The organism is Lysobacter sp. SCRH-1R, assembly GCF_057747855.1.
Window position 1 is genome coordinate 104,467 of sequence record NZ_CM173227.1, and the last position, 13,677, is coordinate 118,143.

A 13,677-nucleotide genomic window follows, 5' to 3' on the forward strand; every position below is an offset into this window, starting at 1 on the left:
CGACGGCAGCCCGCGTCCGGCCCGGGTCGCTGAATGCGCCGGCCCGCCTACATCAGCGAGTCGGCCAGCCGCGCCATGCCTTCCAGGCTGCGGTGCCAGCGTGGACGGCGGCGCCATTCGTGCAGCTCCAGTTGCCGCGCATCGGCGAGGTAGTCGGCCTCGATCCTGCGCAACCGGGCGACCACCTCCGCATCGAAGCACAGCAGCCCGGCTTCGGCATTCAGCGCGAAGGAGCGGATGTCGAGGTTGATCGAGCCGATCAGCGCGACCTCGTCGTCCACGCTCAGGTGCTTGGCGTGCAGGAAGTGAGGGCGGTACAGCGCGATCCGCACGCCCGCCCGGAGCAGTTCGTCGTAGTAGGACCGCTGCGCCCAGCGCGTCAGCGTCTGGTTGTTGCTCATCGACAGCACCAGCTGCACGTCGATGCCCGACAGCGCCGCTACGCGCAGCGCGCCGAGCGTCATGTCGTCCGGCACGAAGTACGGCGTGACCAGCACCACGCGCCGACGCGCACGCTGCACCAGCGCGACGACCAGGTTGCGCGCGTTCTCGAACGGATACGCCGGGCCGCTGGGCAGCATCTGCGCGGGCGTGCGGCCCGCTTCGCCGCCTGGAAAATCGCCGATCTCCAGCCGCTCGCCGGTCTCGATCAGCCAGTCGCTCGCGAACAACGCCGCGATCTGCCGCAGCACCGGCCCGCGCACGCGCGCGACCAGCTCGCGATTGGGATGGCCGGGCACGAAGCCGGCGTCGGCGAGGTTCTGCGAGCCGACGTAGCCGACGCGCCGGTCGATCAGCGCGAGCTTGCGGTGGTTGCGCAGGTCCATGCGCGAGAGGCTGCGCCACCTCAGGCCGCCGGCGAGCATCGCGCGCACGTCCACGCCCGCGTTCCCCAACGGCCCGGCGAATGCCCGGAAGCCGGACTTCGCACCGACCGCATCAAGCAGCAACCGGCAGCGCACGCCGCGCCCGCTGGCGCGCTGCAGTGCCTCGCACACGGCGCGGCCGACGGCGTCGTCGAACATCAGGTAGTAGAGCAGGTGCACTTCCTCGCGCGCCGCGTCGATGTCGGCGACCAGCGCGTCGATCGACGTCGCGTAATCGTCCAGCAGGTCGACGGTGTTGCCGTGCACCGGCATGAAATCGCCCAGGCGTTCGGCGAGCCGCGCGATGTCGGAGGTGAGGCCGTGCGCGGCCGGCGTCCAGCGAAGCATCGCAAGACTCGCCTGGCGATCGCGGATCAGCTGCGATGCGAGCGCCTGCCGTTGCCGCCGCTGCGTCGCCAGCCATGGATGTCCGAGCAGCAGGTACAGCGGCAATCCGAACAGCGGCACGAAGCCCACCAGCAGCAACCAGCTGCGCGCGGCCGCGGGCGGGCTGCGCACCGGGATCCACGCCAGTGCGGCGAGACGGATCAACCAGTCGAACAGGAAGAGCAAATAGCCGAAGTGGACTTCGAAATTCATTCGAGCGCTCCTGTCAAGACATCAGCTCCGCATCGATCAACGCGTCCAACAGGCAACTGACCAGCGAATTAATCCTATGGAGTGTCGTGGGATGTCCTCATAGCCTGCCCCCACCAGACACGGGAACAAATAACCATGGATAAGGCAAAGTGGGCAGACCGGGGACAGCTATTGCGCATCGGATCGGCGCAAGGACAGTGGGCACGATGCATCGGTGCCTCCCGCCTGGGCAGCGTGGAGTACCACGGACAGGACCTCTCGATCTGGATCCAGATGCGCGGCGGCGCCTGGGTCGAAGCGAAGGAAGGACGGTTCTATCTTCGCGCCGGCGACTGGATCGCATTCGCGAAGGATTCGGCGCCACTCGTCCAGGCCGACGCGCAGGGGCTGACCCTCGGCATGGCGATCTCCGAGGATGCGCTGAAGTCGATGACGCGCTTCGGCAACTTCGATCTGCATGTGGGACTCGGTCAGGTCGCGTCCGGTGAGGCGCGCGACATCGCCCGCCACTGGTACCGCATCGCCCGCCATCGCGACAACGTGCTGGGTGCGACCGCCTACCAGGCGCGCGTGCGCTCGCTGCTGCTCAACCTGCAGGACATGCAGGCCGACGATCGCAGCCGCATCCCGTTGTGCCCGGGCGCATCGCTGGCGCGCAAGCGGCAGGTGTTCGAGCGCATGCAGCGCGCCCGTCTCTTCATGGAGGGCAACTGCGACCGCATCATCCGCATCTCCGAGCTGGCCGAACGCACCCAGTTCTCGATGTGGTACTTCTCCAAGGTGTTCCATCGCCTGTACGGCGAAAGCCCGCAGGCCGCCTGCGCGAACCTGCGCCTGAAACACGCGGCGAACCTGCTGTCCACCACGCCGATGACCATCGGCGAGGTCGCCATCGCCAGCGGCTTCGACAACAACTGCAGCTTCGCGCGCAGTTTCCGCGCCCATTTCGGCATGACCGCGTCGGACTACCGCAGCTCCACGCCGGGCACCGATGGACAAAGCGCGCAAACGTGCGCTCCCGCGCGCGCAAACCACATTGCCGCCGGTCGCGAATCTCTCCGCTTCGCACGGGAAACCGGCTCGGACCACCCGGGCCCTAAGGTTTTGCAGCGCCCTTAACGCGCTCATAACAGAACTCTGGAGAGAGAAATGAAGCATCGCAACATGCGCGCGGTCGTGCGCGTCGGCTTGCTGCCGGCGGGCATCGCGGTCGCGCTCGCGCCGACGTTCGCCCTGGCGCAGGAATCGGGCAAGGACGCGACCACGCTGGACAAGATCGAGGTGACGGGGTCGCGTATCCGTCAGGCGAGCATCGAGACTGCCAACCCGGTCATCATGATGACCCGCGAGCAGATCCAGAAGCAGGGTTTCACCAGCGTCGGCGACATCATCCAGAACATCACCACCGCCGGCTCGCCGGCGATCAGCCGCGCCAACGCGCTGTCGTCCGGCGAAGAAGTGGGCGGGCAGTACGTCGATCTGCGCAATCTTGGCCCCGAGCGCACGCTCGTGCTGCTCGACGGCAAGCGCCTTGGCATCACCTCCAGCGGATACGCCGACCTGGCCTCGATCCCGACCGGCGTGGTCGAGCGGATCGAAGTGCTGACCGACGGTGCATCGGCAATCTACGGTTCCGACGCGATCGCGGGCGTGATCAACATCATCACCCGCAAGAACTTCGACGGCGCCGAGGCCAGCGCCTATATCGGCCAGTACAGCCAAGGCGACGGCGAAGTACAGCAGTACAACATGCTGCTGGGCAGCTCGGGTGAGCGCAGCTCCGTGATGCTGGGCGCCGAATACTCGCAGGAAGAGCCGGTCAACGCGCGCGATCGCGCGTTCTCGCACTATCCCAACGGCCCTTATCACCGTTTTCCGGAAAGGCGCGTCGATGAGGACGGCAACACGATCCTCGACTCCAGCGGCTGGAGCGGCAACACCTACAAGGGACGCATCAACCTTCCGGATGGCGGTGGTTCCTGGACCCTGGACCCGGGCGCCGATCCGAGCGATCCGGCGAACTACCACCGTTACGGTGAGGGCGAGAACTTCGATCTGGTCAACACGAATGAAGCGATGTTCCTGCGCACGGGCATCGAGCGTCGTTCGGTGTTCGCCAACGGCAGCTTCGACTTCACCGACCGGGTTCGCCTGACGGCAGATGCGCTCTATACGCATCGCGACACGCTGCAGCAGATCGCCGGCTATCCGTTCGGGTCCACCAGCAGCAACGATGGCGTCCGCAACATCTGGTCGGCGGACAATGTGTACAACCCGTTCGGCACCGACGCGCAGTTCGTCCGCCGCACCTGGGAAGTGCCGCGGCAGACGCATAACGAACTGACCACGTACCGGTTCGGCACCACGCTGCAGGGCGCGTTCGAGATCGGCGACAAGCCGTGGGACTGGGATGCCGGTTATCTCTACAACCAGAACAAGGGACTGCAGGCGGGCACGGGCAATCTCTTCATCCCGAACGCGCGCACGGCGCTCGGCCCGAGCTTCATCGACGCCGACGGGGTCGCGCGCTGCGGCACCGCCGACAACGTGATCGCCGGATGCGTTCCGTGGAATCCGGCGCTGCCCCATGGCCAGGCCGGCGCGGGTGGCCTCACCGGCAATCAGGCGTTGGAGGACTACCTGTTCCTGCCGACGCACGATACGTCGGAGACCACGACCCACGTCTACAGCCTCAACCTGAGCGGCACGCTGGCGACCCTGCCGGCGGGCGACCTCAACATGGCCATGGGCTACGAACACCGCAAGGAAGAGGCCCGGTTCGAACCCGACGCGCTGAAGCAGTCGGGCCTGAGCACGGACCTGGCGGGCGCGGTAACCGCCGGTGGCTACTCACTGGACGAGTTCTACCTCGAGTTCAACGTACCGATCCTGGCCGACATGCCGTTCGCCAAGGAGCTGTCGATCGACGTGGCAGGCCGCTACTCCGACTACGACACGTTCGGCGACACGGTCAACGGGAAGTTCGGTCTGAAGTGGCGTCCTATCGACGACCTGTTGATCCGCGGCACCTACGCCACCGGCTTCCGCGCTCCGGCGCTGGACGATCTGTACGGTGGCGACTCGCAGACCTTCGCGTTCTACACCGATCCGTGCGATACGAACTTCGGCTCGGCCGCCAGCAATCCGCAGGTGCTCGCGCGCTGTGTCGCCGACGGCGTTCCGGCGGATTTCCGGCAGATCGCCTCGGGTAGCACGGTGGCCGCGGGCCCGAACACGCAGGCCGATTCGCCGTTCCTGGTGACGTCCAATCCGAACCTGAAGCCCGAAACCTCGAAGTCTTCCACGTTCGGTTTCGTGTACAGCCCGGGCTTCGCCGAAGGACTCGACATCAGCCTCGACTGGTGGAAGATCCGCATCGACGATGTCATTGCCGCCGAAACGATGACGGCCATCCTCAATCGCTGCTACGTGCTGGGCATCGCGTCCTCGTGCTCGGGCTTCACCCGCGATCTGACCGGCACGATCGGAACCGCTCCGGGTGAGATCGTCGATGCCACCGTCACGCTGGTCAACGGCGGTTACCAGGAGACGGCAGGTTACGATTTCAACCTCCGCTACCGCTTGCCCCAGACGTCCATCGGCAACTTCACGATCGACTGGAAGACCTCGTACATCGATTACTGGGAATACAAGCGCGACAACGAGGCGGTCACGCCGGTCGAGCAGAAGAACAGCTGGTCGGTGGACAGCGACGCGTACTTCCGCGTTCGTTCGAACCTGAGCCTGGATTGGAACCTGGGCGATTTCGGCGCAACGTGGAGCACGCGTTATTACTCCGGCATCAAGGAAGCGTGCGCGTACGACGGCGAGTGCAACAATCCGGACTTCTACTCGTCGTACACGCTGGCACAGGCGACGAACGAGACCGGCGCCAACACCTTCCATGACGTGCAGTTCCGCTACAACACGCCGTGGAACGCGACCGTCTCGATCGGCGCCAACAACGTGTTCGACCATCAGGGCACGTACCTGTACACCAGCCCGAACTCGGACTTCGGCATGTATGGCGGCTTCGATATCGGCCGTTTCTACTACCTGAAGTACGCACAGCGGTTCTGATCGACGATCCAGCGTGATGATTGCTACGGCCCCGAAAGGGGCCGTAGCTTTTTGAGTGGTGCGGGCATCAGTGCGCAAAGCCCGGAAACGGAGCCGTGTCGACCGCAGACAGAAGGAGCACTCGTCCAACACGTCGACCCGACGCCCAAACAAAAACCCCGCCTTTCGGCGGGGTTCTTGCTGAAGCTTCGAACAAGCTGGAAGGCGCTGGTCCCCGCTTCGCGGGGATGACGTTCCGGCAAAGCCACACGCGCTGCGCGCGTGCGGGCCGTCACGTCACTTGATCTTGCCTTCCTTGTAGATCACGTGCTTGCGAACGACGGGGTCGTACTTCTTGACCTCCATCTTGTTCGGCGTGTTCTTCTTGTTCTTGTCGGTGGTGTAGAAGTGGCCGGTGCCGGCCGAGGAGATCAGGCGGATCTTGTCGCGCTTGGAAGCCATGGGTCAGTTCTCCTCAGATCTTCTCGCCGCGGGCGCGCAGGTCGGCGAGGACGGCATCGATGCCGTTCTTGTCGATGGTGCGCAGGGCGGCACTGGAAACACGCAGCTTGATCCAACGGTTCTCCGAAGCCACCCAGAAGCGGCGCTCGTGAAGGTTGGGAAGGAAGCGGCGACGGGTCTTGTTCATTGCATGCGAGACGTTGTTGCCGGTCGTCGTTCGCTTGCCGGTTACTTGGCAGATACGGGCCATACGCACCTCGAAAGGTATTGGGGTGTCGCCCTTGGCCAGGGCGGCGGCGGCCCCTCCGCGCCCGGACATCCGGTGGCGGCGCACGATACGGGTAGTGAAATCCTGGCTGCCGGCGGCGGGACGGAATCGTGCTTCCGGACCCCGCCCGGTCGAGTCCTGATGGACAGACCGGACGCAGCGAGCCGCGCATTATGCCCGGGATCCGGGCCTCGGGCAAGCACTTATCCACAGCCGCGGTGATCGCTGCAACCGTAGGCGGGGCGGGCGTTCGGGGGCCTTGGCGCGCGCCCCGAAGAACCGTCATCGGGGGCGGGAGAGGCGAAGCCCGCTTGCGGCGTGCCCTCAGCGCCGCGCATCGTCCGTCCTGCCTGGCGGAGCCGGCGCCAGCGCGCCCGCCCCCCATCAGACCTCAGTAAACCTCGTCGATCTGGGCGACCTTCCCGTCCCGGATCGTCACGAACAGCGTCTTGTCGTCGCGCCGGAATTCCCAGCGCTCCGCCTCATGGGCGCCGAATTTGTTCTCCACCGGCTCCTTGTGGACCGGGGTGCCGGCCAGCTCTACCAGCTTGCCGGCGCTGTCGCCGACGGTCAGCACCCGGTTGCCGAAGGCATACGACTCGGCGGCGTGCGCGCCCGCCGCGCCGAACAGGGCGACGGCGAACACCATGGCAATCGCGATACGCATTGGAAAAACCTCCATGTGGGAGGCCCACTCTGCTGAGTGGGCCCGTCCGGCGTCAACGCCCTGCCGCCGCGCCGGTTGACACGTTTCCGCCGGCGCCCTCGGCGGCGGACTTCGCGATGAACGCCCGCACCTGCTGCTCCAGCACCGGCAGCGGCACCGAGCCCTCGCTGAGCAGGGCGTCGTGGAAGGCCTTTACGTCGAACTTCGGCCCCAGCGCCTTTTCGGCCTCCCCGCGCAGGCGGACGATGGTGATCTCGCCCAGCTTGTAGCTCAGCGCCTGCGCCGGCCAGGAGATGTAGCGGTCGACCTCGGTCGTCACCTCATGCTCGCTCAGCGCGGTGCGATCGCGCAGGTAGGCGATCGCCTGGTCGCGCGTCCAACCCTTGTGGTGCACGCCGGTGTCGATGACCAGGCGGCAGGCGCGCCACATCTCGTAGGTCAGGCGGCCGAAATCCTCGTAGGGCGTCTGGTAGATGCCCATCTCCACGCCGAGCTTCTCGCTGTACAGGCCCCATCCTTCGCCGTACGCGGAGATGTAGGTCTCGCGACGGAACGCCGGCAGTTCCCCCTGTTCCTTCGCCAGCGAACCCTGCAGCGCATGGCCCGGCGCGGACTCGTGCAGCGTCAGCGCGGGCAGGTTGTAGAGCGGGCGCGAAGGCAGGTCGTAGGTGTTCACCCAGTACGTGCCCGCGCCGCCGCGACCGCTGGTCCAGAACGGCGCGATGTCCGGCGGCACCGGCACGATGGTGAAGCGCCCGCGCGGCAGCGTGCCGATGAACTTGCCGACCTCGCCATCCACGCGCTTGGAGATCCATGCCGCGCGATCGAGCAGTTCCTGCGGCGTCGTCGCGTAGAACTGCTTGTCGGTGCGCAGGAACTTGAGGAAATCCGCGAAGCTGCCCTTGAATCCGACCTGCCTGATGATCGCGTCCATCTCCGCCTGGATGCGCGCGACTTCCTTCAAACCGATCTGGTGGATCTCCTCCGGGCCCAGGTCGAGCGTGGTGTACTCGCGGATCTGCTGGCGATAGAACGCCTTGCCGTCGGGCATCTGCTCGGCACCGAGCGTCTTGCGTGCGTGCGGCACGTAGTCGTTGCGGAAGAACGTCAGCAGCTTCGCGTAGGCCGGGACCACGCGATCGGAGATCGCCGCCGCCGCGGCCTCGCGCAGGCGCGCCTGCTCGGCGGCGGGGATGCTCGACGGCATCTTCTTCAACGGTTCGAAGAACGTCGACGCCTGCGGGTCCTTGACCTCGGCGACGGAGGCGATCGACACGTCGCGTCCATCCAGCACCGCGCGCGGCACGCTGAAGCCGCGCGCCAGGCCGGCGCGCATGTTGACGATGTGCTGGTCGAAATAGCGCGGCACGTCGCGCAGGCGATCGATGTAGGCCTCGTAATCGGCGACGGTGCGCATCGGCCGGCGCGTCATGAAGCCCAGGTTCGACCAGAACGAGGAATCCGAATTGAACGGCATCTCGTAGGTGCGCAGGCGCACCTCGGCGGCGAGGTTCTCCACCTGCGCGCGGTAGACGGCGAAGTTCACCTGGTTCTGCGCCTCGAGCTTCGCGACGTCGATGGCGTCGAGCTGCTTGAGGACGTCCTCCCACACCTTCAGCCGCGCGTGCTGGCTGGCGGCATCGACGGAAGGCAGGTCGTGGCGGTCGCTGGACCCGTCGTTGTCCTCGTCGGCGCTGCCGGTCTGCTCCTGCCGCCACTGCCATTCCTTGCTGTAGATGGCCTGGAAGCGGTCGTCGACCGGGCCGGCGAGGGCGGCGGACGAGACGAGGGCGAGGTGCGCCGAAAGCGCGGCGGCGAGAAGCAGTCGTTTCACGGGTATCCCCAGGGCGAGCGAACCGGCCGATCATCGCATCCCGTACGCGCGCGCGGCATGCGCCGGATGGCCTATGCGACGGCGGTCGCGTTGGCGCGGCAGCACCGCGTGGTTGCGGCCTCGCCGCGGCAGGTCTGCGGGCGGACGGCGCAAAGTCGATGGTGCGCAGCGGCATGCCGGCGCGAATGAGGGCTCTGAAGCCCCTCTCCCATCGGGAGAGGGGTTGGGGTGAGGGGCGGGGTGGTCGGTGCGTTGGAGCCCACCCACGCCGCTGTTCTCACCAAGACGAAGAGCAACATGGGCTCCAGCTTTCGCTGGAATGACGGTGAGAGATGGTGCGACGGGCGAGGGAGTGCCCGCGCGTTTACGGGCCAGGATCCTGGCCTTCGCCGGCATGACGGACTTCAAAACGAGCCGGTGATTTGCTTTCCCGATTCCCGATTCCCGATTCCCGATTCCCGATTCCCGAATCCCGAATCCCGAATCCCGAATCCCGAATCCCGAATCCCGAATCCCGAATCCCGATTCCCGATTCCCGATTCCCGATTCCCGATTCCCGATTCCCGAATCAATGCGTCGCCCGATCCCGCCGCCACCCACGATGCCGGATGTCCAGATACAGGCTGTACGCTGCCGTGAACGCCGGGAACAGGTTCTGGATCACGCCGACGGCGTCCTGCTTCTGCGAGAACAGGAAGTACGCCAGCGTCATCGCGCTGCCGACCAGGCTCATGTACCAGAACAGGCGCGGGATCACCGGCCGTCCGTGGCGCCGCGAGGCGACGAACTGCACCAGCCACCGGCCGCCGAACATCAGCGCGCCGGTCAGGCCGATGATCTTCCACGGCGACATGTGGAGCCCGGTCCATTCGAGCCAGGCGATGGGGTGGTTCATGAAGTCGAATTCCATGGCGACCCCGCTGTCAGACTTCTTCGATGCGCGTGACCTTGCCGCGGCGGATCAGCCACGCGACGCCGCGCAGGTCGGCGATGCCCACCAGCGCGCGGTTGAGGTTGTTGTACTTCGACACGCCGGTCGAACGCGCGCGGTGGTTCACCGGCACGCTCACTGTCCTGTAGCCGGCGCGCTGCATCAGCGCGGGCAGGTAGCGGTGCATGTGGTTGAAATGCGGAAGCTCTAGGAATGCCGCGCGTTCGAACAGCTTGATGCCGCAACCGGTGTCGGGCGTGTCGTCGCGCAGCATGCGCGCGCGGATCGCGTTCGCCCACTTCGACGCCCAGCGCTTGCTGCCGCTGTCCTGCCGGTTCACGCGCCAGCCGGCGAACATCTTCACCTCGGCGGGCGAATTCGCGCGCATCGCGATCAGCTTGGGAATGTCGGCCGGGTCGTTCTGGCCGTCGCCGTCGAGCGTGGCGATCCATTCGCCGCGCGCGGCCTTCACGCCGTTGCGGATCGCGGTGCTCTGGCCGCTCTGCGTCACGTGATGGATCACGCGCAGTTCCGGCACGTCGGCCTTCAGCGCCTGCAATACCGCCAGGGTGTCGTCGCGCGAGTGGTCGTCGACGTAGACGATCTCGAAATCGCCGCCCTCGTGCGGCGCGCGGCCGCGCAGCGCGGAGGTGATCTCGTGCACCAGCGGCGCGACGTTGTCGCGCTCGTTGAACACCGGTACGACGACGGAAAGGTGCGGGGAGGTGCTCATGGATTCACGCATTCCCGCCGAAGTAGTCGCGGCACCACGCCACGACCTGCGGCAGGCCGAGCTCGATCGGCGTCCTGGGGGCGAAACCGAACGCTTCGTGCCCGCGCTGCGTGTCGGCCATGGTTTCGATCATGTCGCCCGGCTGCATCGGCTTGTAGACCTTCTGTGCCGGCTTGCCGGCGGCCTGTTCGATGACCGCGATGAAGCGCTCCAGTTCCACCGGCGTGTGGTTGCCGAGATTGAACACGCGATGCGGCGCCTCGCCGGCGGCGTGATCCGCGACGGGCGGATGGTCCAGCGCGCCCAGCACGCCATCGACGATGTCGTCGATGAACGTGAAGTCGCGCCGCATCCGGCCGTGGTTGAACACGTCGATCGGCCGGCCCGCCAGCACCGCGCGCGAGAACAGCAGCGGCGCCATGTCCGGCCGGCCCCACGGGCCGTACACGGTGAAGAAGCGCAGGCCCGTCGAACGCAGTCCGTACAGGTGCGCGTAGGTGTGCGCCATCAGTTCGTTGGCCGCCTTGGTCGCGGCGTAGAGCGAACGCGGCTGGTCGATGCGCTGGTCCTCGGAGAACGGCGGCGTCGCCGAATCGCCGTACACCGACGACGAACTCGCGTACGCCAGGTGCTGCACGCCGCGATGGCGGCACGCCTCGAGGATGTTCACGAAGCCGACGAGGTTGCTGTCGACATAGGCGTGCGGATGGGTGAGCGAATAACGCACGCCCGCCTGCGCGGCGAGATGCACCACGTGCGTCGGCGCGATCTCGTCGAACAGTGCGGCCAGGCCATCGCGGTCGGTCAGGTCGAGCGCGCGGATGTCCACGTCCGGGCACAGCGCGGCCACGCGGTCGCGCTTGAGCTGCGGGTCGTAGTAATCGTTGAAGTTGTCCAGGCCGACGACGGTCGCGCCTCGCGCCTTCAATGCGCGGCAGGTGTAGGCGCCGATGAAGCCGGCGGCGCCGGTGACGAGGATGGTGCCGGGGGAGGGTTCAGCCATCGTGGGTCGCGTTCTGGGGGGGAATCAGGGAGCTTCGGAACGGTCGTCCTGGCCGTGGAAGTCGAAGCCCAGCGTCAGCTTGAGGTCCGCAAGGCCAGCGCCCAGCGACGGATCCAGTTCGAATCCGAAACCGCTCTCGCCCGTCAGCCCGATCGACAAGCCGCAGCGACCGCCGCGGATGTGGAACGCGTGAAGCGCGTCGCGGTGCATCGCCAGCCGCTGCTGGATGCCGCGCAGGTAGTCCTGCAGGTCCTCATCCGACCAGTTTCGCGATCCATGTGTCAGATTCGTGTAGGCGTAGCTTTCGCGGTACACGCCGTCCAGCGGAATGCCCGCCGGCGAAGTCCGCCGGTCGCCGGCCCGCCAGGTGCGTTCCGGCAGCAATCCGAGCTGGTCGAACAGCGGGCGCAGGTCGTCGCGCGGATGGACGGCGCGCAGCGCGACACGGTAGCGGTACGGGTTCATGCCGCCGCTTCCGGATTATTCGGTGACGGTGCCGCGCAGCTTCTCGAGCACGCCGTCGAGCGAGTCGAGGTCGGAGTAGTGGATCACCAGCCGGCCCTTGCCACCGCGGCCGTGCAGCACGTTGACCTTGGTGTTGAGCGACTCCGACAGCTCGCGTTCGAGCGCGGCGATGTCCGCCTGCGGCTTGGCCTTGGCGGCCTTGGGCTTGGCGCTGCTGCTGGTCGGGATCTGCCCGGCGGCCAGCTGCTGCACGCGGTGCTCGACCTCGCGCACCGACCAGCCGTGTTCGGCGGCCTGTCGTGCGAGTGCGATCGCCGCCTGCGGGGTCAACGCGAGCAGGGCGCGGGCGTGGCCCATTTCCAGCGCATGCGTTTCCAGCAGCACGCGGATTTCCGGCGGCAGTTCCAGCAGGCGCAGCAGGTTCGACACGGCGGCGCGCGAACGGCCGACGGCCTCGGCGGCCTGCGCGTGGGTCAGGTCGAACTCGTCGATCAGACGCTGCAGCGCGTTGGCTTCTTCCAGCGGATTGAGGTCTTCGCGCTGGATGTTTTCGATCAGCGCCATCGCCACGACCGTGCGGTCGTCGACTTCGCGGATGACGACCGGGATCTCGCTCAGCCCCGCCAGCTGCGAGGCGCGCCAGCGGCGTTCGCCAGCGATGATCTCGTAGCGCTTGCCGCCAAGGTCGCGCACGACGATGGGCTGGATCACGCCCTGCGCCTTGATCGACTCGGCCAGCTCCTCGAGCTTTTCCTGGTCCCAGTGCTTGCGCGGCTGGTACTTGCCGGGCGTCAGCGCGTCCACCGGCAGGTGGCGCAGCACGTCGCCTTCGACCGCTTCCAGCGCCGGCGCCTCGGCGGCGGCCTTGGGTCCCAGCAGGGCTTCGAGGCCGCGGCCCAGTCCGCGCTTCTTGGCTACGCTCATGCCGTGGTCTCCTTCGCTTCCGGCGCGCGCGCCTTCTGCTCGCGCTCACGCTGGCGGCGCAGCACTTCGCCCGCCAGGCCCATGTAGGCGATGCCGCCGCGGCTGGCGCGGTCGTAGCCGACGATGCTCTGGCCGTGGCTGGGCGCCTCGGCCAGGCGCACGTTGCGCGGCACGATCGTGCGGAACACGCGGTCGCCGAAATGGTTGATCAGCTCCGCCGAGACCGCGGTGGCGAGGTTGTTGCGCACGTCGAACATGGTGCGCAGCACGCCTTCGACCTCGAGCTTGGGATTGAGGCTGGCCTTCAGCGCCTCGATCGTGTCGATCAGCGCGCTGATGCCTTCCAGCGCGTAGTACTCGCACTGCATCGGAACCACGATCGAGTCGGCCGCGGTCAACGCGTTGAGCGTTAGCAGCGACAGCGCCGGCGGGCAATCGATCAGGATGAAGTCGTAGTTGTCGCGCAGCGGCGCGAGCGCGGCCTTCAGGCGCTGCTCGCGTCCGGCTTCGCCCATCAGGGTGATCTCGGCCGCGGTCAGCTCGATGTTGGCCGGCAGCAGGTCGAAATCCTCGGCGGTACGCTTGACGATCGAGGTGGCCTCGGCCTCGCCCAGCAGGACGTCGCAGATCGTGGTGTCGATCTCGCGCTTGTCGATGCCGCTGCCCATGGTCGCGTTGCCCTGCGGGTCCAGGTCGACCAGCAGCACGCGCTTGGGCGTCCGCGCGAGCGCGGCGGCCAGGTTGACGGCGGTGGTGGTCTTGCCGACTCCGCCTTTCTGGTTGGCGACGGCGATGATGCGGGCCATGCGGCTCGTCCTGGTCTTGGAAACGGAGATGGGCCGGCGTGGGGCCGGACCGGGGATTA

13 protein-coding genes are annotated in these 13,677 nt (G+C 66.9%); 2 read left to right on the forward strand and 11 right to left on the reverse strand.

Annotated features, from left to right (window positions below; all coding sequences use genetic code 11):
• Positions 1–47 precede the first annotated feature (47 nt).
• A complete protein-coding gene (gene cls / locus AC3ANK_RS00450; protein ID WP_484171806.1) occupies positions 48–1,466 on the reverse strand; it encodes a cardiolipin synthase in 1,419 nt (472 codons plus the stop codon).
• 135 nt (positions 1,467–1,601) lie between these two features.
• Between cls and AC3ANK_RS00455 the strand changes: the two genes are divergently transcribed.
• Positions 1,602–2,585 carry a helix-turn-helix transcriptional regulator gene (locus AC3ANK_RS00455; RefSeq protein WP_484171807.1) on the forward strand — a complete coding sequence of 328 codons (984 nt, stop codon included), beginning with the start codon at positions 1,602–1,604 and terminating at the stop codon, positions 2,583–2,585.
• A 30-nt stretch (positions 2,586–2,615) separates the two neighbouring features.
• Positions 2,616–5,546 carry a TonB-dependent receptor plug domain-containing protein gene (locus AC3ANK_RS00460; protein ID WP_484171808.1) on the forward strand — a complete coding sequence of 977 codons (2,931 nt, stop codon included), beginning with the start codon at positions 2,616–2,618 and terminating at the stop codon, positions 5,544–5,546.
• A gap of 276 nt (positions 5,547–5,822) precedes the next feature.
• On the opposite strand, the gene rpmG is transcribed toward AC3ANK_RS00460, so the two are convergent.
• The 10 genes from rpmG to AC3ANK_RS00510 all read right to left on the reverse strand — a co-directional run bounded on the left by rpmG (position 5,823) and on the right by AC3ANK_RS00510 (position 13,618).
• Complete coding sequence (rpmG, locus tag AC3ANK_RS00465) at positions 5,823–5,987, reverse strand: 50S ribosomal protein L33 (protein WP_115842766.1); 165 nt, start codon at positions 5,985–5,987, stop codon at positions 5,823–5,825.
• 13 nt (positions 5,988–6,000) lie between these two features.
• Positions 6,001–6,237, reverse strand: a complete 237-nt coding sequence (gene rpmB, locus AC3ANK_RS00470; RefSeq protein ID WP_115842765.1) for a 50S ribosomal protein L28 — start codon at positions 6,235–6,237, stop codon at positions 6,001–6,003.
• Positions 6,238–6,646: 409 nt separating this feature from the next.
• Positions 6,647–6,922, reverse strand: coding sequence for a DUF2845 domain-containing protein (locus tag AC3ANK_RS00475; protein ID WP_206861802.1), 276 nt, complete (start codon positions 6,920–6,922; stop codon positions 6,647–6,649).
• Between the two features lie 52 nt (positions 6,923–6,974).
• On the reverse strand, positions 6,975–8,762 hold the full coding sequence (locus AC3ANK_RS00480) for a DUF885 domain-containing protein (RefSeq protein WP_484172906.1): 1,788 nt from the start codon (positions 8,760–8,762) through the stop codon (positions 6,975–6,977).
• A gap of 562 nt (positions 8,763–9,324) precedes the next feature.
• On the reverse strand, positions 9,325–9,651 hold the full coding sequence (locus AC3ANK_RS00485; protein WP_425492643.1) for a lipid-A-disaccharide synthase N-terminal domain-containing protein: 327 nt from the start codon (positions 9,649–9,651) through the stop codon (positions 9,325–9,327).
• Positions 9,652–9,679: 28 nt separating this feature from the next.
• Entirely contained in the window at positions 9,680–10,420 is a 741-nt protein-coding gene (locus tag AC3ANK_RS00490) for a glycosyltransferase family 2 protein (RefSeq protein WP_206862589.1), read from the reverse strand.
• 4 nt (positions 10,421–10,424) lie between these two features.
• The gene (locus AC3ANK_RS00495) at positions 10,425–11,423 is read right to left on the reverse strand and encodes an NAD-dependent epimerase/dehydratase family protein (protein WP_484171809.1); all 999 of its coding nucleotides are present in this window, start codon (positions 11,421–11,423) and stop codon (positions 10,425–10,427) included.
• 24 nt (positions 11,424–11,447) lie between these two features.
• The gene (locus tag AC3ANK_RS00500) at positions 11,448–11,888 is read right to left on the reverse strand and encodes a DUF4279 domain-containing protein (RefSeq protein WP_206862587.1); all 441 of its coding nucleotides are present in this window, start codon (positions 11,886–11,888) and stop codon (positions 11,448–11,450) included.
• Between the two features lie 15 nt (positions 11,889–11,903).
• On the reverse strand, positions 11,904–12,812 hold the full coding sequence (locus AC3ANK_RS00505; protein ID WP_206862586.1) for a ParB/RepB/Spo0J family partition protein: 909 nt from the start codon (positions 12,810–12,812) through the stop codon (positions 11,904–11,906).
• Complete coding sequence (locus AC3ANK_RS00510) at positions 12,809–13,618, reverse strand: ParA family protein (RefSeq protein WP_206862585.1); 810 nt, start codon at positions 13,616–13,618, stop codon at positions 12,809–12,811. The genes AC3ANK_RS00505 and AC3ANK_RS00510 overlap by 4 nt, the downstream gene beginning before the upstream one ends.
• Positions 13,619–13,677 lie beyond the last annotated feature (59 nt).

Bases quoted from the DNA above. Each gene is read 5' to 3' on its own strand.
- AC3ANK_RS00475 (WP_206861802.1), bottom strand. From the start codon at position 6,922: ATGCGTATCGCGATTGCCATGGTGTTCGCCGTCGCCCTGTTCGGCGCG.
- cls (WP_484171806.1), bottom strand. From the start codon at position 1,466: ATGAATTTCGAAGTCCACTTCGGCTATTTGCTCTTCCTGTTCGACTGG.
- AC3ANK_RS00485 (WP_425492643.1), bottom strand. From the start codon at position 9,651: ATGAACCACCCCATCGCCTGGCTCGAATGGACCGGGCTCCACATGTCG.
- AC3ANK_RS00490 (WP_206862589.1), bottom strand. From the start codon at position 10,420: ATGAGCACCTCCCCGCACCTTTCCGTCGTCGTACCGGTGTTCAACGAG.
- AC3ANK_RS00510 (WP_206862585.1), bottom strand. From the start codon at position 13,618: ATGGCCCGCATCATCGCCGTCGCCAACCAGAAAGGCGGAGTCGGCAAG.
- rpmG (WP_115842766.1), bottom strand. From the start codon at position 5,987: ATGGCTTCCAAGCGCGACAAGATCCGCCTGATCTCCTCGGCCGGCACC.
- AC3ANK_RS00460 (WP_484171808.1), top strand. From the start codon at position 2,616: ATGAAGCATCGCAACATGCGCGCGGTCGTGCGCGTCGGCTTGCTGCCG.
- rpmB (WP_115842765.1), bottom strand. From the start codon at position 6,237: ATGGCCCGTATCTGCCAAGTAACCGGCAAGCGAACGACGACCGGCAAC.
- AC3ANK_RS00500 (WP_206862587.1), bottom strand. From the start codon at position 11,888: ATGAACCCGTACCGCTACCGTGTCGCGCTGCGCGCCGTCCATCCGCGC.
- AC3ANK_RS00455 (WP_484171807.1), top strand. From the start codon at position 1,602: ATGGATAAGGCAAAGTGGGCAGACCGGGGACAGCTATTGCGCATCGGA.
- AC3ANK_RS00505 (WP_206862586.1), bottom strand. From the start codon at position 12,812: ATGAGCGTAGCCAAGAAGCGCGGACTGGGCCGCGGCCTCGAAGCCCTG.
- AC3ANK_RS00495 (WP_484171809.1), bottom strand. From the start codon at position 11,423: ATGGCTGAACCCTCCCCCGGCACCATCCTCGTCACCGGCGCCGCCGGC.